Source organism: Psychrosphaera sp. F3M07, assembly GCF_018860345.1.
Taxonomy (GTDB): Bacteria; Pseudomonadota; Gammaproteobacteria; order Enterobacterales; family Alteromonadaceae; genus Psychrosphaera; species Psychrosphaera aquimarina.
Genome location: NZ_JAHKPJ010000011.1, coordinates 122,926 through 144,094, shown reverse-complemented (window position 1 = coordinate 144,094; position 21,169 = coordinate 122,926). Strand labels below are relative to the sequence as shown.

Annotated in this window: 21 protein-coding genes; 18 read left to right on the top strand and 3 right to left on the bottom strand. The window is 38.0% G+C overall.

The features are described 5' to 3' along the window. The first annotated feature begins 17 nt into the window (after positions 1 to 17). The 8 genes from nusA (at position 18) to KO505_RS04285 (ending at position 9,344) form a co-directional block, all read left to right on the top strand. Entirely contained in the window at positions 18 to 1,514 is a 1,497-nt protein-coding gene (gene nusA, locus KO505_RS04320; RefSeq protein WP_216054215.1) for a transcription termination factor NusA, read from the top strand. Positions 1,515 to 1,538: 24 nt separating this feature from the next. Continuing rightward, the gene (gene infB / locus KO505_RS04315) at positions 1,539 to 4,175 is read left to right on the top strand and encodes a translation initiation factor IF-2 (protein WP_216054214.1); all 2,637 of its coding nucleotides are present in this window, start codon (positions 1,539 to 1,541) and stop codon (positions 4,173 to 4,175) included. Between the two features lie 137 nt (positions 4,176 to 4,312). Then, positions 4,313 to 4,741, top strand: a complete 429-nt coding sequence (rbfA, locus tag KO505_RS04310; RefSeq protein ID WP_216054213.1) for a 30S ribosome-binding factor RbfA — start codon at positions 4,313 to 4,315, stop codon at positions 4,739 to 4,741. Between the two features lie 2 nt (positions 4,742 to 4,743). Beyond that, complete coding sequence (truB, locus tag KO505_RS04305) at positions 4,744 to 5,694, top strand: tRNA pseudouridine(55) synthase TruB (protein WP_216054212.1); 951 nt, start codon at positions 4,744 to 4,746, stop codon at positions 5,692 to 5,694. A gap of 161 nt (positions 5,695 to 5,855) precedes the next feature. Then, positions 5,856 to 6,125, top strand: a complete 270-nt coding sequence (gene rpsO / locus KO505_RS04300) for a 30S ribosomal protein S15 (protein WP_216054211.1) — start codon at positions 5,856 to 5,858, stop codon at positions 6,123 to 6,125. A gap of 298 nt (positions 6,126 to 6,423) precedes the next feature. Then, the gene (gene pnp, locus KO505_RS04295; protein WP_216054210.1) at positions 6,424 to 8,532 is read left to right on the top strand and encodes a polyribonucleotide nucleotidyltransferase; all 2,109 of its coding nucleotides are present in this window, start codon (positions 6,424 to 6,426) and stop codon (positions 8,530 to 8,532) included. A 177-nt stretch (positions 8,533 to 8,709) separates the two neighbouring features. Further along, on the top strand, positions 8,710 to 9,153 hold the full coding sequence (locus tag KO505_RS04290) for a hypothetical protein (protein ID WP_252731638.1): 444 nt from the start codon (positions 8,710 to 8,712) through the stop codon (positions 9,151 to 9,153). Next, positions 9,150 to 9,344, top strand: coding sequence for a helix-turn-helix transcriptional regulator (locus KO505_RS04285; protein WP_216054209.1), 195 nt, complete (start codon positions 9,150 to 9,152; stop codon positions 9,342 to 9,344). Before KO505_RS04290 ends, KO505_RS04285 begins: the two co-directional genes overlap by 4 nt. Positions 9,345 to 9,419: 75 nt before the next feature. Here the strand turns inward: KO505_RS04285 and bfr (KO505_RS04280) are convergent, their stop codons facing one another. The 3 genes from bfr (KO505_RS04280) to KO505_RS04270 form a co-directional block, all read right to left on the bottom strand. Beyond that, entirely contained in the window at positions 9,420 to 9,887 is a 468-nt protein-coding gene (bfr, locus tag KO505_RS04280) for a bacterioferritin (RefSeq protein WP_216054208.1), read from the bottom strand. A 21-nt stretch (positions 9,888 to 9,908) separates the two neighbouring features. Then, positions 9,909 to 10,373 (bottom strand): bacterioferritin, encoded by a 465-nt coding sequence (bfr, locus tag KO505_RS04275; RefSeq protein ID WP_216054207.1) that lies wholly within the window; start codon positions 10,371 to 10,373, stop codon positions 9,909 to 9,911. Between the two features lie 161 nt (positions 10,374 to 10,534). Beyond that, positions 10,535 to 10,729, bottom strand: coding sequence for a (2Fe-2S)-binding protein (locus KO505_RS04270; protein ID WP_216054206.1), 195 nt, complete (start codon positions 10,727 to 10,729; stop codon positions 10,535 to 10,537). Between the two features lie 241 nt (positions 10,730 to 10,970). Between KO505_RS04270 and KO505_RS04265 the strand changes: the two genes are divergently transcribed. The 10 genes from KO505_RS04265 to fadD all read left to right on the top strand — a co-directional run bounded on the left by KO505_RS04265 (position 10,971) and on the right by fadD (position 21,116). Further along, positions 10,971 to 11,576: a peroxiredoxin gene (locus tag KO505_RS04265; RefSeq protein ID WP_216054205.1), complete on the top strand. Its 606-nt coding sequence runs from the start codon at positions 10,971 to 10,973 to the stop codon at positions 11,574 to 11,576. Positions 11,577 to 11,778: 202 nt separating this feature from the next. Further along, positions 11,779 to 13,005 carry an NADH:flavin oxidoreductase/NADH oxidase family protein gene (locus KO505_RS04260; RefSeq protein ID WP_216054204.1) on the top strand — a complete coding sequence of 409 codons (1,227 nt, stop codon included), beginning with the start codon at positions 11,779 to 11,781 and terminating at the stop codon, positions 13,003 to 13,005. A gap of 48 nt (positions 13,006 to 13,053) precedes the next feature. Next, positions 13,054 to 13,650, top strand: a complete 597-nt coding sequence (locus tag KO505_RS04255; RefSeq protein WP_216054203.1) for a DNA-3-methyladenine glycosylase I — start codon at positions 13,054 to 13,056, stop codon at positions 13,648 to 13,650. Positions 13,651 to 13,661: 11 nt separating this feature from the next. Further along, positions 13,662 to 15,587, top strand: coding sequence for an ATP-dependent DNA helicase (locus tag KO505_RS04250; protein ID WP_371819950.1), 1,926 nt, complete (start codon positions 13,662 to 13,664; stop codon positions 15,585 to 15,587). 1 nt (position 15,588) lies between these two features. Beyond that, entirely contained in the window at positions 15,589 to 16,272 is a 684-nt protein-coding gene (gene tsaB / locus KO505_RS04245) for a tRNA (adenosine(37)-N6)-threonylcarbamoyltransferase complex dimerization subunit type 1 TsaB (protein WP_216054202.1), read from the top strand. 135 nt (positions 16,273 to 16,407) lie between these two features. Next, the gene (locus tag KO505_RS04240; RefSeq protein WP_216054201.1) at positions 16,408 to 17,007 is read left to right on the top strand and encodes a TetR/AcrR family transcriptional regulator; all 600 of its coding nucleotides are present in this window, start codon (positions 16,408 to 16,410) and stop codon (positions 17,005 to 17,007) included. Positions 17,008 to 17,049: 42 nt separating this feature from the next. Continuing rightward, on the top strand, positions 17,050 to 17,634 hold the full coding sequence (locus KO505_RS04235; protein ID WP_216054200.1) for a Slp family lipoprotein: 585 nt from the start codon (positions 17,050 to 17,052) through the stop codon (positions 17,632 to 17,634). Positions 17,635 to 17,692: 58 nt separating this feature from the next. Next, complete coding sequence (locus tag KO505_RS04230) at positions 17,693 to 18,514, top strand: class I SAM-dependent methyltransferase (RefSeq protein WP_216054199.1); 822 nt, start codon at positions 17,693 to 17,695, stop codon at positions 18,512 to 18,514. A 3-nt stretch (positions 18,515 to 18,517) separates the two neighbouring features. Then, complete coding sequence (locus KO505_RS04225) at positions 18,518 to 19,372, top strand: alpha/beta fold hydrolase (RefSeq protein ID WP_216054198.1); 855 nt, start codon at positions 18,518 to 18,520, stop codon at positions 19,370 to 19,372. Positions 19,373 to 19,463: 91 nt separating this feature from the next. Beyond that, on the top strand, positions 19,464 to 21,116 hold the full coding sequence (gene fadD / locus KO505_RS04220) for a long-chain-fatty-acid--CoA ligase FadD (protein WP_216054197.1): 1,653 nt from the start codon (positions 19,464 to 19,466) through the stop codon (positions 21,114 to 21,116). Positions 21,117 to 21,169 lie beyond the last annotated feature (53 nt).

Here is a 21,169-nt window from a genome sequence, read left to right as displayed (position 1 = left end):
AAAGGAGCGAGATAATAATGGCAAAAGAACTATTATTAGTGGCAGAAGCGGTATCGAACGAAAAAGCCGTACCACGTGAAAAAATATTTGAAGCGTTAGAGTTTGCTTTAGCAGCTGCAACGAAAAAGAAGAGCCCAATTGAAATTGAAGTGCGCGTTAAGATTGACCAAGAAACGGGTGAATACGACACTTTCAGACGTTGGTTAGTGGTTCCTGATGATCATCAAATGGAAAATCCTGTAGCAGAGATGAGTATCTCGGCTGCACAGTATGATCAACCAGAACTTCAACTTGGTGATTATGTTGAAGAGCAAATTGAATCGATTAAATTTGACCGTATTACGACACAAATGGCGAAACAAGTCATAGTGCAAAAAGTACGTGAAGCTGAACGCGGACAAATCGCTGATGCTTATCGTGGCCAAATTGGTGAATTAATTACTGGTATCGTTAAAAAAGTAAATCGTGACAACGTTACGTTAGACCTTGGTAACAATGCAGAAGCGGTTTTATATCGTGAAGATATGATCCAACGTGAAACGTTCCGTCCAGGTGACAGAGTACGTGCATATTTATACGCAGTTAGACCTGAAGTACGTGGCCCGCAATTATTTGTAAGCCGTACTAAACCAGAAATGCTAATTGAATTATTCCGCATTGAGGTTCCAGAAATTGGTGAAGAGATGTTGGATATCGTAGCTGCTGCTCGTGATCCAGGTTCTCGTGCTAAAATTGCTGTGAAATCAAATGACCGTCGTATTGACCCAGTTGGTGCGTGTGTTGGTATGCGTGGCGCTCGAGTACAAGCTGTTTCTGGTGAATTAAACGGTGAACGTGTTGATATCGTATTATTTGACGATAACCATGCACAATTTGTTATCAATGCAATGTCTCCTGCTGAAGTAGCGTCAATAATTGTTGACGAAGATCGTAAATCAATGGATATCGCAGTTGCAGAAGATAACTTAGCAATGGCAATTGGTCGTAGCGGTCAAAATGTACGTTTAGCAAGTCAATTAACTGGCTGGGAATTAAACGTAATGACTGTTGCTGATATGGCTGAAAAGCACCAAGCAGAAAACAGTAAAACAATAGAAGTATTCATGAAAGGCCTAGAACTTGATGAAGACTTTGCCACTATGTTAGTGGAAGAAGGTTTCTCTTCATTGGAAGAAATCGCTTATGTACCAGTAGCTGAACTATTAGAAATTGATGGTTTAGACGAAGATTTAGTTGAAGAGCTACGTACTCGTGCAAAAGCAGCGTTAACAACTCAAGCGTTAGCGAATGAAGAGTCATTAGAAAATTCAGAGCCTACTGAAGAGCTATTAAACCTAGAAGGCGTTGACCGTCATTTAGCGTTTGTATTAGCAAGCAGAGGCGTTACAAATTTAGAAGAATTAGCTGAGCAAGGCACAGACGATTTAGCAGATATTGAAGAACTAGGCGAGAAAAAAGCCGGTGAATTGATTATGGCTGCTCGTAATATTGTTTGGTTTAGTGATGAAGCTTAAGGCTCAATGGAGGTAGTTAAGAATATGACAGAAGTGAGTTTAGACAAACTAGCACAAGATGTAGGTACTCCAATTGAGAAATTGGTTTCTCAGTTCGCAGATGCAGGTATTACTAAAAAAATTGGTGATATGGTTAATGAAGGCGAAAAGAAACAGCTTTTGGAACACCTAAGCAAAGCCCATGGTGGCGAAGGCGCTGAGCCAACAAAAATGACATTACAGCGTAAAGTTAAAACGACTTTAAGTGTAAATAGTGGTTCAGGTAAATCTAAAGACGTTCAAGTTGAAGTTCGTAAAAAGCGTACGTTTGTTAAACGTACTGCCGCTGAGTTAGCAGCAATTGAAGAAGCTGAAGCGAAAGCGAAAGCCGAAGCCGAAGCTGAAGCGAAAGCCGCAGCAGATGCACGTGCTAAACGTGAAGCTGAAACAAAAGCGAAAAAAGAAGAAGCAGCTGCCGCTAGAAAAGAAGCAGATGCCAAACGTAAAGCGGACAATGCATCTAAAGCGTCAACTAAAAAAGTTAAAAAACCTGGTGAAACTGACGAAGAACAAAAACTTCGTTTAGCGTTAGAGCAGGAAGCGTTGAAAAAAGCGGAAGAAGAAGCTGAGCGTTTAGCGTTAGAAGCTAAAAAAATGGCTGAAGCGAACGAAAAAGCTTGGGCTGAAGAAGAAGAGAAACGTAAATACAAATTAGAACATGAAAATGAAGATGACCTTCATGTTCACTCTTCTGTATATGCACAGTTAGCTGAAGACGACGAAGATAAACGTGAAGAAAAGAAACGTCGTAAAGGTAAGAAATCTGGTAAAGCAACGGCTGATGAAGTTGCACAGTTAACTGGTCGTAGACGTAAGAATAAACCACAAAACCAACATGCATTCCAAAAACCAACTGCACCAGTAGAGCAAGTGGTTAGCATAGGTGAAACTATCTCTGTATCTGAATTGGCATCTCGTATGTCTATTAAAGGTACTGAAGTAGTGAAAACTATGATGAAAATGGGTGAAATGGTTACTATTAATCAAATTTTAGACCAAGAAACAGCAACCTTAGTTGTTGAAGAAATGGGTCATAAGTTTGTATTAACGAAATCAAATGAACTTGAAGTTAAAGTATTAGCTGAACGTGATTCTGGTAAAGGTGATGCAGTTTCTCGTGCACCAGTTGTTACTGTAATGGGTCACGTTGACCACGGTAAAACATCATTACTTGATTATATTCGTAAAGCCAATATTGCTGATGGCGAAGCGGGTGGTATTACTCAACACATTGGTGCATACCATGTTGATACCGACAACGGCATGATCACTTTCTTAGATACTCCAGGACATGCTGCGTTTACGTCAATGCGTGCCCGTGGTGCTAAAGCGACGGATATCGTTATATTAGCGGTTGCTGCAGATGATGGCGTTATGCCTCAAACAAAAGAAGCGGTTCAGCATGCGAAAGCAGCTAATGTACCTCTAATTGTTGCGGTTAATAAAATAGATAAAGAAGCGGCAGATCCTGATCGCGTTAAAAATGAGTTAGCTCAATTAGACGTTATCCCTGAAGATTGGGGCGGAGATACACAGTTTATCCACGTTTCAGCTAAAACGGGTGAAGGTATCCCTGAGCTACTTGAAGCAATTAACCTTATTGCTGAAGTACAAGAATTAACAGCGGTTGATCACGGTGCTGCACATGGTGTTGTTATCGAATCTCGTCTTGATAAAGGGCGTGGTCCAGTTGCTACTGTTCTTGTTCAAGAAGGTGAGCTGAAAAAAGGCGACATCGTTTTATGTGGTTTTGAATATGGCCGCGTAAAAGCAATGAAAGACGAAAATGGTAAAGAAATTTTATCAGCTGGTCCTTCTATTCCAGTTGAGATATTAGGTCTTTCTGGTGTACCTGCTGCCGGTGATGAAGCAACTGTTGTACGTGATGAGCGTAAAGCTCGTGAAGTTGCTAACTCTCGTCAAGGTAAATACCGTGAAGTGAAACTTGCTCGTCAACAGAAAGCGAAACTTGAAAACATGTTTGCGAACATGGAAGAAGGTGATGTATCTGAGTTGAATATTGTACTTAAAACCGATGTACAAGGTTCTTTGGAAGCAATTACTGAAGCACTTACAAGCTTATCAACTGATGAAGTAAAAGTTATCATTGTTGGTAGTGGCGTTGGTGGATTAACTGAAACTGATGCATCTTTAGCGCAAGCTTCTAATGCCATCGTTGTTGGTTTTAACGTTCGTGCAGATGCAACAGCGCGTCGCTTGATTGAACAAGAAGATATCGATTTACGTTATTACAGCGTTATCTACTCGTTAATTGACGAAGTTAAACAAGCAATGTCTGGTCTATTAGCACCTGAGTTTAAACAACAAATTATTGGTCTTGCAGAAGTTCGTGATGTGTTTAAATCGCCTAAGATTGGTGCAATCGCTGGTTGTATGGTTACCGAAGGTACCATTAAACGTAGCGCTCCAATCCGTGTATTACGTGATAACGTTGTTATCTACGAAGGTGAGCTTGAGTCATTACGTCGCTTTAAAGACGATGTTCAAGATGTTCGTAACGGCATGGAATGTGGTATCGGCGTTAAGAACTATAATGATGTTAAAGTTGGTGACCAAATTGAAGTATTCGAAGTAGTTGAAATTAAACGTACTATTTCTTAAACAACAATATGCTTATAAAAAAGGGGAGCTGTAGCTCCCCTTTTTCACTTCAAAACTAGCTATTAAACCATAGCAATTTAGTCAATAATTATATTAAATTGTTATCATCAAAATGATGAATTAATTAGGAGAGAAAAGTGCAAAAAAACTTTTCTAGAACAGATAGAGTTGCACAACAAGTACAGCAAGAAATTGCTATGTTGTTACAGCGTGACTTTAAAGATCCGCGAGTTGGTTGGGTAACAGTTTCTTCTGTTGACGTAACCAGAGACCTTGCCTATGTAACAGTGTTTGTAACACTGTTAGGCCAAGAAGATGATGAAGAAAAGATCAAACAAACGATTGAAATTTTGAATAAAGCGCAAGGTTTCTTCCGCTCAGAAATTGGTAAACGTATGCGATTAAGAATCGTTCCAGAAATCAAATTTAGTTACGACAACAGTTTGGTTACTGGTATTACTATGGCTCGTAAAGTTGATGAAGCAATAGCGAAAGACCAAGGTTTACGTGCAAAAAGTGGCGATAATCCAGCAGATCTTTCAACAGATGGCACGGACGACGAGTAAGAATGGCAAGACGTAGAAAAGGAAGAGCAATCTCAGGCATTGTTTTAGTTGATAAATCCCAAGGTAGTTCTTCCAATAATATTTTACAAAAAGTACGTGCTATCTATGGTGCTGCTAAAGCCGGACATACCGGAGCATTAGATCCACTTGCTACGGGTATGTTGCCAGTGTGTTTAGGTGAGGCTACTAAATTTAGTCAGTATTTATTGGATTCGGATAAAACATATTTAGTTACCGCTAAATTTGGTCAGAGAACGGACACCAGTGATGCGGAAGGTGAAGTGGTTGAAACGCGTGAAGTGAATATCACGGAACAGCAAATTCTCGATCACAAAATTAGTTTAACTGGGCCTATTAAACAAATACCGACTATGTTTTCAGCCCTAAAACATAACGGGCAGCCATTATATAAGTTGGCTAGGCAAGGTATTACTGTTGAGCGTGAAGCTCGTCCAATTACTATATATAGTTTTGAGTTGTTGCGGTTTGAAGGTGATGAGGCTGATTTTGAAGTACATTGCTCAAAAGGGACTTATATCAGAACCTTGATAGATGACTTAGGTCAGTTATTGGGGTGTGGTGCTCATGTTCAAGCGTTAAGACGCACAAAAGTAGCCGATTATCCCATCGATAAAATGTTGACGGTTGATCAAATTCAGCAACTAAAAGATGATAATTTTATCAATGGTGATGAAGCAAATGGGGTTGATTATACCGCGTTAGATAGTCACTTATTACCTATGGATACCGCTTTGCTGAAGTTGCCTTCTATTAGGTTAGCTGAGCAGGATGTTAGAACGTTACGTTTTGGACAAACCGTGCCATACCAAATGGATGATGCGGAGGACGTTAAAGTCTACCTCGAAGAGACCAATGAGTTTGTTGGGGTTGTTTCTATCGTTTCTGGTGAAGCAAAAGTAAAACGATTAGTTGTTACTGAGCAGTTTTTATAATTAGCTTGTAATAACCTAGCATTTTACTTAATTCACTTTATAAAGACTTGCAAAATAACGTTAAACAAGTAGAATGCGCGCTCCTCTTTTGTATAGAGGGTTCCTTTGTTGGCTGAGTTAGTGATCGGCGAACATAACTTAATTATTTTCTGGAGAGACTTATGTCACTAAGCGTTGAAGAAAAAGCAGCAATTTTAGCAGAGTACGGTAATGGCGAAAACGATACTGGTTCTACACCAGTTCAAGTTGCTTTATTAACAGCTGATATCAATAAATTACAAGGCCACTTTAAAGAGCACAAGAAAGACAACCACTCACGTCGTGGTCTTTTACGTAAAGTTAGCCAACGTCGTAAATTATTAGATTACTTCAAAGGTAAAAACCTTGAAGCTTATAAAGAATTAATCAAAAAATTAGGTTTACGTCGTTAATCGATGTTTACATAATTAATAAAAAGGAGCATTTATGCTCCTTTTTTTGTGCCCAAAACATACTCAGGTATCGCAATCTACATAACATTGTGAGTAATTATTAAAATAACCGTTAAATTTCCTTATTCGCTTTTGATAAAAACTAGTAAATCATCAATTCCCACGTATAATATGCCTCGAATTTAAACGACAAAAACAAGATCCAGTAGGTGTTGGTCATATTTCAAAATGAAATATATCTGTCATTAAGACAGCCTATGATAAAGCTGGATCAAAATGAAAATTAAAGGAAAAATACGTGACTCCAATTATTAAAAAATTTCAATATGGTCAACACGAGGTCACTCTTGAAACGGGCGTAATCGCACGTCAAGCAAGTGCTGCTGTTATGGCAAGCATTGGCGACACAACTGTATTTGTTGCAGTTGTTGGTAAAAAAGAAGCTAGTCCTGGGCAAGATTTCTTCCCACTTACAATTAATTATCAAGAAAAAGCATATGCTGGCGGTAAGATCCCTGGTGGATTCTTCAAACGTGAAGGTCGTCCTGCAGAAGAAGAAACGTTAATCGCACGTCTTATTGACCGTCCATTACGTCCTTTATTCCCAGATGCATTCAAAAATGAAGTACAAGTTGTTTGTACTGTAATGTCAGTTAACCCTGAAATCGCTCCTGATATCGTTGCACTAATCGGTGCTTCAGCTGCTATCTCAATTTCTGGTATTCCATTTAACGGTCCAATTGGTGCCGCTCGTGTTGGTTTCTTAGATGGTCAATACATCTTGAATCCTTCTCAAACAGAATTAAAAGCAAGTGACTTAGATTTAGTTGTTGCTGGTACTGAAAACGCAGTATTAATGGTTGAATCAGAAGCCGCTGTGTTATCTGAAGAAACCATGCTTGGTGCGGTTGTTTACGGACACGAGCAAATGCAAGCTGTTGTTACCGCAATTAAAGAATTTGCTGCTGAAGTTGCCACTCCTGCATGGGAATGGTCTGCACCAGTTGAGAATACTGAACTTAAAAACAAAGTTAAAGCTCTAGCTGAAGACGGTATTACAGCGGCTTATGCAATTGCTGATAAAATGGAGCGTTACGCTGCTGTTGGTGTTGTTAAAGCTGAAACTATTGCTAAATTAGCTGAAGAAGCTGGTGACGAAGCGTTTAACGAAAAAGAAGTTTCTGAGTTAGTACATGACTTAGAGAAAGACGTTGTACGTTCACGCATCTTAGCGGGCGAAAAACGTATCGATGGTCGTGAACCTGACATGATCCGTGCTCTTGACGTTAAGACTGGTATTTTACCACGTACTCACGGTTCTTCTTTGTTCACTCGTGGTGAAACTCAAGCAATCGTAACTTGTACTTTAGGTACTGAACGTGATTCTCAAATCATCGATTCATTGTTAGGTGAAAAACGTGACCCGTTCATGCTTCACTATAACTTCCCTCCGTATTGTGTTGGTGAGACTGGCTTTATTGGTTCACCTAAACGTCGTGAAATTGGTCACGGTCGTCTAGCAAAACGTGGTGTATTAGCCGTAATGCCTTCACAAGCAGAATTCCCGTACACAGTTCGTCTAGTATCGGAAATCACTGAATCTAATGGCTCATCTTCAATGGCTTCTGTATGTGGTTCTTCATTAGCACTTATGGATGCAGGTGTTCCAATTAAAGCGTCTGTTGCTGGTATCGCGATGGGTCTAGTTAAAGACGACAGTAACTTTGTTGTTCTTTCTGACATCTTAGGTGATGAAGATCACTTAGGTGACATGGACTTTAAAGTTGCGGGTACTACTGAAGGTATCACAGCGTTACAAATGGATATCAAAATTGAAGGTATTACTAAAGAGATCATGGACAAAGCCTTAGTACAAGCTAAAGCTGCTCGTTTACATATCTTAACAGTAATGGATGAAGCAATTGGCGGACACCGTGAAGAAATGTCTGAATTTGCTCCACGTATCTACACAGTTAAAATTCCTCAGAAGAAAATTGCTGACGTTATTGGTAAAGGTGGCGCAACAATCCGTGCTCTTACTGAAGAAACGGGTACAACAATTGAAATTGAAGATGACGGTACCGTTAAAATTGCAGCAACAGACAGTGCAAGTGCAGAAGCTTGTATTGAACGTGTTAAGCAATTAACTACAGACTTAGAAGTTGGTCGTATTTACCAAGGTAAAGTTGCACGTATCGTTGATTTTGGTGCGTTTGTTAACGTTCTTCCTGGTAAAGACGGTTTAGTACATATTTCACAAATCTCTAGCGAGCGTGTTGAAAATGTAACTGACGTATTATCTGAAGGCCAAGAAGTTGCAGTTAAAGTACTAGAAATTGACCGTCAAGGTCGTGTACGTTTAAGTATGAAAGAAGCGGTAGAGCAAGAAGCTCCTGCTGCTGAATAAACTTAAGATGCAATAGGAAAGAGAGCTTAGGCTCTCTTTTTTTATGCCTAAAATTTAACGTTTAGAGCTTATGTATGTAAATCAAAGAGTTCTTTTTGACAAGTTAACTTGACTTTTAACTGTATGGAGTTATATTGAGTAAAGTTTATTTTACTTAATGACAAAGAGGTTGTACTTATGAGCGAGATTAAAAGAGGAAATGTAGATAACAATAGTAATGAGTTAAATTGGCAAGGGAAGACGAAGCAGAATATTAACCGAGTGAAAATGTGGACTTTAGCTTGGGTAATATCAATGGCATTGGCTAACTTTGGCCCTAAGTTCTTATGGAACCAACTAGAAAGCCTAACTATTGCTGCCATAACTTTGAATTTTTTGCTTGGTGTCGGAATGATTTACGCAAATAAAATTTATATCCAAAACATGGATGAAATGCAAAAAGAGATACATTTAAACTCAATGGCTTGGACCTTAGGAGTAGGGCTAATCGTTGGGTTAAGTTATTCCAATCTGGATGTAACTAATGTCATCCCAGGCCCTGCACAGATCTCACACTTGATATTAGTGATGGGTGTTACTAACTTAATTGCTATTTTTGTCGGGAGTCGTCGATATAAATGAAAAACAAACTTAAAGTATTACGTGCGGAACGAGATTGGACTCAGGCCGATTTAGCTAATTATTTAGAAGTGTCTAGGCAAACGATTAACGCCATAGAAAAAGGTAAGTTTGACCCTAGTTTGCCATTGGCTTTTAAAGCTGCAAGGCTATTTAAGATGACAATTGAAGAAATTTTTCAAGATGAAGCCTAAATGCCTATGTGTAATAGGCATAAAAAAACGTGAAATAGTGTAAACTTATTTCACGTTTTTTTATTAATTTTTAAACTACATTTGAGACTGTAAGTAGTTCTCTAAACCAATGGTTTTTATCAAACGTAATTGCTGCTCTAACCAAAATGCATGATCGGTTTCGGTATCGTCAATGAGTATTTGCAACATATTCCTAGTCACAAAGTCCTTGTGTACTTCGCATAAAGCCATTGTATCTTTAAGGGCTTGGTCAACGGCAAATTCAACACGCAAATCACTTTCTAACATCTCAGGTACGGTTTTACCGATATGTAACCCATCACGAGTCACCATATCTGGCGTCCCTTCTAAAAATAAAATACGCTCGATTAATTTTGATGCATGGCCTTTTTCATCATCAAATTCGTGATCGATACGTTCGAATAATTTTGTAAATCCCCAATCTTCGTACATACGTGAATGTATAAAGTATTGATCCATAGCAGCTAACTCATAGGCTAATAAGCCATTAAGTGCATTAATTATGTCTTGGTTACCTTTCATTTTAATCTCCAATAATTAGGGTTAAAGTTGAGCTTGTAAGTATTTATCAATACCCATACTTTGAATTTGGTAATCTTGGGTTTCTAACCAATCTAAATGTTCTTCTTCATGTTCTAATATTTCAGTAAGAAGCTCACGTGTGACAAAGTCTTTTTCTGATTCACATAACGCAATAGCACTTTTCATTTGTTCGATTTGAGTGAGCTGAACGGCGGTGTCACATTGGATCATTTCAACGGTATGTTCACCAATTGATAATGCGCCTAGTCTTTGTAAATTAGGTAAGCCTTCCAAAAATAGAATTCGTTCTATTAGCTTATCGGCTTGTTTCATATCCATGATGGATTTTTTATAACACTTATCATTTAAAGTATTAAATCCCCAATTTTTGTACATACGGGCATGTAAAAAATATTGATTAATTGAGGTTAATTCAGTGGTTAACACTTCGTTTAACATGGTTAGTATTGTGGAGGTACTTTGCATAACTTTGCCTCAGCATTATAAATAATGAGGTAAGTATAATGATTGAATTTAAATACACAAAGAAATATTGAAAAAAATCAATGAAAACAACGAGTTAATAATGACAATGATTTGCAGTTAGATTTATATCTAGAAGGGATAGACTTGAATATAACGTTGGATTAACCAACATCTTTAAATAACGTTTCGTCGATGATTGTGTTATCGATTACCATTTGAGCTACTTTTGTACAGCTACCGCATTCGCTTCCTAAGGCAACATGTTGTTTTAATTCACGAATAGATCCAACGCCGTGCTCTAGCACTAACTTTTGGATATCGGAATCTGTAATGCCTTTACATAGACAAACGAACATATTTATAACCTCACTAAACTGATGCGAGTGATAATAATTCTCATTTGGGTGTTTTGCAAGTTTTTTTGTTTGTTTTTTATCACATTTATTCAATTTATTTCCTTATAGTTGAATTCGATAATACTAATCGAAAATTCATATAGAAATGCCCTTGGTTTAATCAATTTAATCTATATATAATTGAGGTGTAACAAACGAGTGAATGAGCAATTCACGATTGATAAATAATATGGAGAATTTCATGGGCGTTTTAGTTGGCCGTCAGGCACCAGACTTTACTGCAGCAGCTGTTTTAGGTAATGGCGAAATCGTTGATAACTTCAACTTTGCAGAAGCAACAAAAGGTAAAAAAGCAGTAGTATTTTTCTACCCTCTAGATTTCACTTTTGTATGTCCTTCAGAGTTGATCGCATTTGATCACAGATTAGAAGATTTTAAAAAGCGCGGTGTTGAAGTAATTGGTGTTTCAATTGATTCACAATTCAGCCACAACGCATGGCGTAACACAGCTGTAGCTGACGGTGGTATTGGCCAAGTTGGTTACCCACTAGTTGCAGACGTTAAACATGAAATCGTTCAAGCATATGACGCTGAGCATCCAGAAGCTGGTGTTGCTTTCCGTGCATCATTCTTAATCGACGAAGAAGGTGTAGTTCGTCACCAAGTAGTTAATGATTTACCATTAGGTCGTAACATCGATGAAATGTTACGTATGGTTGATGCATTAAACTTCCACAGCGAGCACGGTGAAGTTTGCCCAGCTGGTTGGGAAGAAGGTAAGAAAGGTATGGACGCATCTCCTGCGGGCGTAGCTGCATACTTATCTGAGAATGCTGAAGGTCTTTAATTCTTCGCTCTGTTGAGCATAAATTAAACAGTAATGAAAGCCTTTGGAAACAAAGGCTTTTTTATTTGAGTTTAAAGTTCGCGACCAACATAAATTTACAAAATAAGCATATTCCTACCGATATATATTGGTATAATAACTTCACTCCCTCCTGCATTAAATGAATTCGCTCAGCTGTATAATTTAAGGAAGAACTACTTCAATGACTCTTGTTTTTAACGCATTTACATTTCCTAATTCAACGACAATTAAAAACCGACTGGTTAAAGCATCGATGGAAGAGAATATGTCCGATGGTGACCTATTACCAAGTCGCGAGTTAATTAATTTGTATGGGCAATGGGCTAAAGGCGGAGCTGGTTTGTTATTAACTGGTAATGTCATGATAGATAAAGAAGCCATGACAGGTCCTGGTGGCGTAGTATTAGATAAAAACAGTGATTTAGAACAATTTAAATTGTGGGCAAAAGCGGCCAAACAAAATCAATGCAAAGTGTGGATGCAAATTAGTCATCCAGGTCGCCAAGTATATAGAAAGATGGGAGGCAAAGTTTTTTCACCATCTGATGTTGCCCTCGATATGGGGAAGTTATCCGACTTATTTGGGCAACCAACGCCGATGACTGACGAGCAAATAGAAGATGTCATTGCTCGTTTTGCTGATACTGCAAAACAAGCCGAACTTGCAGGGTTTGATGGGGTTGAAGTTCATGCAGCACATGGTTATTTAATCGCTCAATTTTTATCACCTTTGGTTAATAAACGTGATGATAAGTGGGGTGGGACACTAGAAAATCGCGCTCGCTTGTTAACAGAAGTTATTAAAGCGATTAAGTCTAACGTATCAGAAACATTCAACATTGCGGTAAAGTTAAACTCAGCAGATTTCCAACGAGGCGGTTTTGATGAGAATGATGCTTTGGCTGTGGTTAAATCACTAGAAGCGTTAAATATTGATATGATTGAGTTATCCGGTGGTAGTTACGAAGCACCTGCAATGCAAGGGGTAACGGCGGATGGGCGCACTTTAAAAAGAGAAGCGTATTTTTTATCATTTGCTGAAACTATTGCAAAGAGTACAACGGTGCCAATTATGACCACCGGCGGCATTTATAAATTTGCCACCGCAAAAACCGTACTAGCGCAAGGCGTAGACCTTGTGGGAATTGCCACTGGACTTGCATTACAGCCTGACTTACCTAACCGCTGGCAGTTAGGTAAGAGTGTAGAGATTGCGATACCAAAAATAACTTGGAAAAATAAAACCTTGCGTGGATTGGCTATCATGGCCGTTGTTAAACGTAATTTGAGACGTGTGGGAGCTGGAAAAGCTGCGAGTGCAAAATTATCCCCATTATTTACATTAATATTAGATCAAATTAGAACCGCAAAACTGACTAAACGTTACCAAAAGTTAATGAGTCGATAATCGATAATATGGTATAAATAAGCCATTCTTAACAAGTTGTGGGATCTCATGTCGATTAAAAATAAACCTGATAGCCGTTGTACGTGGTGCGGGCAAGATCCAATATATATTGATTATCATGATAATGTTTGGGGGCGTCCTGAATATGATTCACAACAGTTATTTGAAAAACTATGTTTAGACGGTCAACAAGCAGGTCTTAGTTGGATAACGATCTTGAAAAAACATCAAGGTTATAAAAATGCATTTGCTGATTTTAATCCTGAATTGATTAGTCAGTTTGATGATGAAAAAGTAAATGCGTTAATGCTAGATACTAATATTATACGTAATCGACTAAAAATTAATTCTATTATTAAGAATGCAAAGGCTTTTGTGCGCTACGAATCAGAGCATGGAGTTGGTAGTTTTAGTGAGTTTTTATGGAGTTTTGTTGGCAGTTCACCAATTATTAATAGCTGGCAAACTAAATCTGAAGTTCCAACGGAAACCGAACAATCAAGGTTAATGTCTAAAACGTTAAAAAAGTTAGGTTTTAATTTTGTAGGACCTACCATCTGTTACGCATTCATGGAGGCCGTGGGAATGGTGAACGACCATTTAATTACCTGCATCTCATACCATGAGTGTAACCAGTCAAATTAAGCAATAAATAAGTGAATATTGAGTTGAGTGATTCCATTTCTAAGTGTTTTTCTGAACATGGTGCGTTAGCACAAGCTATACCTGGTTTTAAAGCAAGGCAGGCGCAACTGGATATGGCAACTGCGGTACAAGGTGCAATTAAAGATAAAGCCCAGTTAGTTGTAGAAGCTGGAACAGGAACCGGTAAAACATTCGCTTATTTAGCACCGGCATTATTAGCAGGTAAAAAAGTAATCGTTTCCACGGGTACCAAAGCGCTGCAAGAACAGTTATTTCATCGAGACTTGCCGCTCGTAAAAAAAGCGTTAAGGCCTATGATGAAAACAGCCTTGTTAAAGGGGCGAAGTAATTATCTTTGCATTAATCGTTTAGAGGTTAATGGGCAACATCCTCCTTATGATGACCCCAGTTTTATTAGTGATATATCGAATGTACGTAAATGGTCGTCTGAAACGGACAGTGGAGATATAGGTGAATTAACATCAATAGAAGAAAACAGCCGTGTTTTACCATTTGTCACTAGTACGGTAGATAACTGTTTAAGTAAAGATTGCCCCAATATTGCAGATTGTCATGTTATGAATGCTAGAAAAAAAGCATTGGAAGCGGACTTGATAGTCGTAAATCACCACTTGTTTTTTGCTGATCTTGCTTTAAAAGATACAGGTTTTGGCGAATTAATCCCTGATACTGACGTTATCATTTTCGATGAAGCTCATCAGATACCTGACATAGCTTCGGAGTATTTTGGTGAGCATTTTTCCTCTCGTCAGGTGTTCGAACTTTGTAAAGATATTCAAGCGGAATATCAATCTCAATTGCGCGATATGCCACAATTAAATAAAGCGGCAATGACGTTGGAAAAAAACATTTTAGATATGCGCTTGGTATTTGCTGAAGATCCTGAACGTGGTAACTGGCGTGATAAATCTAAATCTGAAGATATTGTTAATGCCATTCAATATGTATTAAAAGCCTTTAATTTTCTGTATGACGTTACCAAATTAGCCATTTCTCGGACAGAAACGATAGATAATTGTTTTGAACGTTTGGTGCAATTAAAAGGTAAGTTTGAAAAAGTAAATCAAACGCAAGAAAGTGGCTACAGTTATTGGTTTGATACAACAAAGCGTCATTTCACGTTACATATAACACCGTTATCCATAGCGGATAAGTTTGGTGCAATTGTTGAAGAGTCTAAATCAACTTGGGTATTTACGTCAGCGACAGTATCTGTGGATGATAATTTTGAACATTATACTTCATTGTTAGGCATTCCAGATGCTCGTACCCAAATTTTAGGGAGTCCTTTCGATTATAATAATCAGGCTATGTTTTGTGTACCTCGTTATTTCCCCGAGCCTAATGATAAAGCCGCCGTCAGAGCTTTTTCTGAATTAGCTTTAGAATTGATTGAAGCGAGTAAAGGTCGTGCATTTTTACTCTTTACTAGCCACCGTGTAATGACGCTAGTTGCGAAAATGATTGAAGATGAAATTAAATATCCAGTATTGGTTCAAGGTACAACAAGCAAACGTTTGTTATTGGAACAGTTTACCAAATTAAAAAATGCCGTGTTATTAGGAACTGGATCATTTTGGGAAGGTGTGGATGTACGTGGCGATATGTTGTCATTAGTGATGATAGACAAATTACCTTTTGCTTCTCCAGACGAGCCTCTATTACAAGCACGAATGGAAGATTGCAAGTTAAAAGGGTTAGAGCCATTTCAACATGTGCAAATACCTCAAGCTGTGATCTCATTAAAGCAGGGGGTTGGACGCTTGATCAGAGACGTGACGGATAAAGGCGTTTTAGTCATTTGTGACCCTAGATTAGTGACTCGTCAGTATGGAGAAGTGTTTATGCGTAGCTTGCCCAATATGAAACGTACTCGTGATTTAGATAAAGTAAAAACATTCTTAAAAGGTTTATAAAATGAAAATATTGGCAGTAGACGCAGCAACAGAGGCATGTTCAGTTGCGTTATATAATGATGGTGAAATAAACTCCGTATTTGAAGTTTGCCCTCAACAGCACTCACAAAAATTATTGCCGTTTATAGATCAAGTATTAGTAGACTCTGGCTTAACCTTGTCACAACTCGATGGAATTGCATACGGTCAAGGACCTGGTAGTTTTACAGGGGTTAGAATTGGCGTTTCAGTCACTCAAGGGTTAGCTTTTGGTGCAGACTTACCTGTCACTGGCATATCTAATTTAGCAATGATGGCTCAACAAGCGATTGAACAACATCAAGCTCAATCTGTGGTTGCAGCAATAGATGCACGTATGTCGGAAATTTATTTGGCTTGTTATCAGAACATGAACGGTCTAGCGCAATTACTTGATAACGAAATAGTCATCAAACCTGAGTTATTGCAAAAAGATGATTTTCAAATACAAAATAGTATGAGTGTGGGAACCGGTTGGGGGACATATAATGAACAACTCTCAACTTGTTTTAATGCTACCTCCAGCATTATTGAACTGCCGGATGCAAAATTCATGATGGCCCTCGCTTTAGATGCATTTAACAAAGGTGCGGGAGTTGCAGCTGAACTTGCGCAACCTAATTATGTTCGAGATGAAGTAAGTTGGAAGAAATTACCGGGACGTTAATTGAACTTTATAATCATTTAACTGTCGAATATAAATGGTTATCTACAGATAACGTATTGTATAAACTTTAAACCCTTATATAATCAAAGCAATTATTGCATACCTTATAATCAGTTTATTTCGAAAGAGACCCTTATGGCGTTACGAGATCCGGACAGAACACGAACCAATATAGTGGAAGTTGCAGCGACAATCTTCCATCAAAAAGGTTTTAAAGGCACTAGTTTGTCCGATATTTTAACTGAAGCGCAAATATCTAAAGGCGCGTTGTATCATCACTTTTCTAATAAACAGGAGCTTCTTTACGCTGTCTTTGATGAAGTTTATAAAGTTAACTTCCTTAAACGCTGGAACAATATAACCATCTCAGCTGACCCTATAAATGAAATAGCGAATGTAGTTGAAAGCCTTGCTTTAGAAGGTTCCGATGAAGAGATGTGTTGTGGCTGCCCAGTGCACAATTTAGCTTCAGAACTCGCCTCTGTTGATGAGAGTATACGACATAGAGTTGATTCTCTATTTTGTTCAATTCAAAAAATTATCAGCCAAGGTATTGAAACAGCAAAAAATAATGGTGATGTAGGTGCTCATGTAGATAGCAAACAAATATCGTTGTTTTTTATGTGTACCATGAGTGGTATTCCACAAATGGTAAAAAGTTGTCAAGACAGAGAAGTATATACTCAGTTGACATCCGCTTTATCAGATTATGTTAAACAATTAAAAAACATATAAGAATATCGATGAATTGTTCAACTCAAGTTTAAAAGGATATATATGAATCGCTTTTTAGTAACATGTTTAGCTTTAGTATTAACAGGTTGCGCTTCTTACCCTGAAAAAGTTGCAGTTGCAGAAGGGACTGAGCTCACAGATTTTATAAATCTAGATAACTCAAACGTAAATTTAATTGGAAAAACGGCCAGATGGAGCGGTGTCATTGCCAAAGTCTCGAATGAGAAAGCGGTGACCAAGTTAGACGTTTTGTATTACCCAGCAAGTAAAAACGGAAGACCACAAACCAAAGATGAACCATTAGGTCGTTTTCGTGTTGTAGTTGAAGGATTTGTTGATCCGGCTGTGTATAGCCAAGGCAAAGCAATAACCGCTTTAGGTCAACTTAAAGAATCTGAAACTGCAAAAATTGGAGAGTATGAATACTCATATCCTACGATAGTTAGTAAAAATATTCATTTGTGGAAAAAAGTCGAACCAACGGCACAAGTTCAGTTCCATTATGGTTGGCATGGTACTTACCCTCGTTGGCATTGGCGAGGTGGCGCAAGGCATTTATATATAATAGGCGAAGGGAAAACTAAAAAGCCAACGGGACAAGCAAAACCAAATAGATCTAAAAATTAAAGATATTATCTTTGTTAGTTGTATTTAAGTTAACTTTAAAATTAAGTGGAAGATTGAAATGTTTAAATCGATAATTATCGTGGTTATATTAGGGCTAAACGCACTAATAAATTCTGCTTCTGCTAACGACCTTGACGAAATACTAGCGTCTACAATACGAAGTGATGAAAATAAAGCGCGTGATAAAGCAAGGCACCCAAAAGAAACCATCGAATTTTTTGGCACAAAACCCACTGACCATGTTTTAGAGATGTGGCCAGGAGAAGGATGGTATAGTGAAATACTTGCCCCTTACGTCAAAGATAAAGGAAAATTTAGCGCAGTCACTTTTGCTACGGGTAACCTTAACTCGCAAGATAAAAGAGAAGCATTTTGGAGTAAAAATGCTTTAACTTACATTGAAAAAATGTCTGATAAAGATATATACGGTGATGTAAACTTTTTTGAGTTTGAACCTCCTAAGTTAATGGATCTAAAAGGCATAGCTCCTGTCGATGTTGCATATATAGTTCGTACTTTACATATTTGGGATGAATTTGGAGCTTTTGCACAAGGTCTTCAATTAATTCATGATGTGTTAAAGCCGGGTGGTATCTTAGCTATTGTACAACACAGAGGGAATGCAATATCACAAAATGCATCTTCAGCTGGTGAAGGGTATTTAGATGAGCGTTATGTGATAGAAACAGCTGAACGTAATGGATTTAAGCTTGTTGAGCGTAGTGAAGTGAACCTCAATATGAAAGACACGAAAGACTATCCAAAAGGTGTTTATGCATTGCCTCCAGTGTTAGCGATGGGAAATACCGATAGAGAAAAGTATATAGCTATCGGAGAAAGCGACCGTATGACACTTAAGTTTATTAAAGTGGTTAACTAAGTATTGGTTCCAAAACATTTGATTAACGAAGGCAATATTAAGTTACCAAGTGGCATAATAGCGGCATTAGAAAACACACATCAACCGAACCAAATTCCTATTTTGGCTATCCATGGTTGGTTAGATAACGCCGCTAGTTTTATCCCTCTAATGAATGAATTACCAGAATATAACTGGACTGCTATCGATCTCCCGGGTCATGGTAATAGCTACCATCGACCACCGCACACCCATTATCATTTTATAGACTGGGTATCGGATTTAATAAATATCATCGACGTTAAATACGGAAATAAACCAGTTGTTATTGTTGGGCACTCCCTCGGTGGCATGTTGGCAACCGTTTTAGCGGGGGTATATCCTGAATTAGTTAAAAAGTTAGTCGTTATTGATGCAGTGGGGTTAGTTACTCAGAGTGAAGGCGCAACTGAAATTAGAAAAGCATTAGACAGTCGAATTGCGCAATCAAAAAAACAAAAAACCAAACATATATCACTCAACGTTGCTATAAAAGCGAGAGCGAATGCAGGAAAAATTAAAAGTACTTCTGCTGAATTATTGGTAAGACGAAACATAGATGAGACAGAGGGCGGCTTCGAGTGGAAAACCGATAAACGCCTAAGAACCAGCTCCCCAGTTCGTTTAAGTGAGCAACAATCAATTTCAATAATCCAACATATAGCAGCACCAGTGATGTTGTTCGTCGCCAAAGATGGTTACGAAATGGTCAAATCAGGTTATAAAAAGTATAAATCATACTATCCTAATCTAATTAAAAAAGACGTTATTGGTGCACATCATTGCCATATGGATGAACCAATCGGGATAGCTCTGGAAATAAAACGCTTTATTGGTTAATAAAAATACAGAATGAGTGAAAATTATTTGTCTCATCCGATCAGTTGAAGTATGGTTACTGGCTGAAAAATTAATTCGTTAGGAGATTGTTTTGGAAAAAACGTGGTTAAATAATTATCCAAGTGGTGTACCAGCTGATATTGATCCTGAGCATTACAGTTCTTTGTTAGATATTTATGAACAAAGCATTGTTAAATTCTCTGATAAACCTGCTTATATTAATATGGGCAAAAGTATTACTTTTGCCGAATTAGGTGAATATGCTGACCACTTTGCTGCGTATCTTCAAAACACGTTAGGCGTCAAAAAAGGCGATGCTGTCGCGGTTATGATGCCTAATTTATTACAATATCCTGTTGCTTTATTAGGTATTCATAGAGCCGGTGGTGTGGTTGTAAATGTAAATCCTCTTTACACTCCTAGAGAATTAGAACACCAATTAATTGATAGTAATGCTAAAACCATCGTAATTGTTAGTAACTTTGCCTGCACTTTAGACAAAATTTTAGCCAAAACGCCAGTTGAAAACGTAATCTTAACTAATATGGGTGACATGTTAGGTGCTAAAGGTTTTGTTGTTGATTTTGTTGTTAAATATGTCAAAAAAATGGTTCCAGCATTTTCATTACCAAATGCAATTAGATTTAAAGACGTGCTTTATCAAGGTAAAGACTTAACATTAAAACCAGTTCAACTTACCGGTGATGATCTAGCCTTTTTACAATATACAGGTGGAACAACAGGTGTCTCTAAAGGGGCAATGTTAACGCATCGTAATATGGTCGCTAACTTAGAACAAGTTTCGGCTTTATTGGGTCCTTGTTTAGATGAAGGTAAAGATACCATAGTAACGGCTTTACCTCTTTACCATATCTTTGCATTAACGGCTAACTGTTTGCTGTTTTTAAAGTATGGTGGGACTAACTTACTGATCACTAACCCAAGAGACATGCCGGGCTTTGTTAAAGAATTAAGTAAGTATAAATTTACTGCAATTAGTGGCGTTAATACTTTGTTTAACGGTTTGTTAAATACACCAGGATTTTCAGAATTAGATTTCTCGTCATTAAAATTAAGTATTGGCGGTGGAATGGCAGTTCAACGTGCTGTAGCAGAACGTTGGTTAGAAGCTACTAAATGTGATCTACTTGAAGGTTATGGCTTAACTGAGTGTGCTCCTGTTGTATCCTTTGTTCCTTATACCATTGGTAAATACACTGGAAGCATCGGTGTTCCAGCACCTTCAACCGATATTAGATTAATGTCTGATGAAGGTGAAGATGTCGCTATAGGTGAAGCTGGCGAGTTATGGGTAAAAGGTCCTCAAGTAATGAAAGGCTATTTAGGCAGACCTGAAGACACTGCTCATGTTATGCATGGTGATTGGTTCGCAACAGGTGACATTGCTAAACTCGATGAGCAAGGCCTGTTGTACATTGTAGACCGTAAAAAAGACATGATTTTAGTGTCTGGATTTAATGTATTCCCAAATGAAATTGAAGATATTGCTGTCACCCATGAGGGAATTTTAGAGTGTGCCGCTGTAGGTATACCAAATGAAGCCTCTGGTGAGATAGTTAAATTATTTGTCGTTAAAAAAGACCAATCACTAACTGAGCAAGATGTAATTGCCCATTGTCGTGAAAGATTAACGGGATATAAAGTACCTAAAGTGATAGAATTCAGAGACGAATTGCCAAAATCTAACGTTGGCAAAATTTTACGCCGATTGTTAAAAGATTGATAACTCGATACTACTTTGAGTTTAATTTTAAAAAGCTGGCTGATGTCAGCTTT

What these genes read in the sequence shown, in the direction of transcription:
- bfr (WP_216054207.1), bottom strand. Translation starts at nt 10,373, where the DNA reads ATGCAAAGTACCTCCACAATACTAACCATGTTAAACGAAGTGTTAACC.
- truB (WP_216054212.1), top strand. Translation starts at nt 4,744, where the DNA reads ATGGCAAGACGTAGAAAAGGAAGAGCAATCTCAGGCATTGTTTTAGTT.
- KO505_RS04255 (WP_216054203.1), top strand. Translation starts at nt 13,054, where the DNA reads ATGTCGATTAAAAATAAACCTGATAGCCGTTGTACGTGGTGCGGGCAA.
- KO505_RS04235 (WP_216054200.1), top strand. Translation starts at nt 17,050, where the DNA reads ATGAATCGCTTTTTAGTAACATGTTTAGCTTTAGTATTAACAGGTTGC.
- infB (WP_216054214.1), top strand. Translation starts at nt 1,539, where the DNA reads ATGACAGAAGTGAGTTTAGACAAACTAGCACAAGATGTAGGTACTCCA.
- tsaB (WP_216054202.1), top strand. Translation starts at nt 15,589, where the DNA reads ATGAAAATATTGGCAGTAGACGCAGCAACAGAGGCATGTTCAGTTGCG.
- KO505_RS04265 (WP_216054205.1), top strand. Translation starts at nt 10,971, where the DNA reads ATGGGCGTTTTAGTTGGCCGTCAGGCACCAGACTTTACTGCAGCAGCT.
- KO505_RS04240 (WP_216054201.1), top strand. Translation starts at nt 16,408, where the DNA reads ATGGCGTTACGAGATCCGGACAGAACACGAACCAATATAGTGGAAGTT.
- KO505_RS04270 (WP_216054206.1), bottom strand. Translation starts at nt 10,729, where the DNA reads ATGTTCGTTTGTCTATGTAAAGGCATTACAGATTCCGATATCCAAAAG.
- KO505_RS04285 (WP_216054209.1), top strand. Translation starts at nt 9,150, where the DNA reads ATGAAAAACAAACTTAAAGTATTACGTGCGGAACGAGATTGGACTCAG.
- KO505_RS04230 (WP_216054199.1), top strand. Translation starts at nt 17,693, where the DNA reads ATGTTTAAATCGATAATTATCGTGGTTATATTAGGGCTAAACGCACTA.
- KO505_RS04290 (WP_252731638.1), top strand. Translation starts at nt 8,710, where the DNA reads ATGAGCGAGATTAAAAGAGGAAATGTAGATAACAATAGTAATGAGTTA.
- bfr (WP_216054208.1), bottom strand. Translation starts at nt 9,887, where the DNA reads ATGAAAGGTAACCAAGACATAATTAATGCACTTAATGGCTTATTAGCC.
- KO505_RS04260 (WP_216054204.1), top strand. Translation starts at nt 11,779, where the DNA reads ATGACTCTTGTTTTTAACGCATTTACATTTCCTAATTCAACGACAATT.
- nusA (WP_216054215.1), top strand. Translation starts at nt 18, where the DNA reads ATGGCAAAAGAACTATTATTAGTGGCAGAAGCGGTATCGAACGAAAAA.
- rpsO (WP_216054211.1), top strand. Translation starts at nt 5,856, where the DNA reads ATGTCACTAAGCGTTGAAGAAAAAGCAGCAATTTTAGCAGAGTACGGT.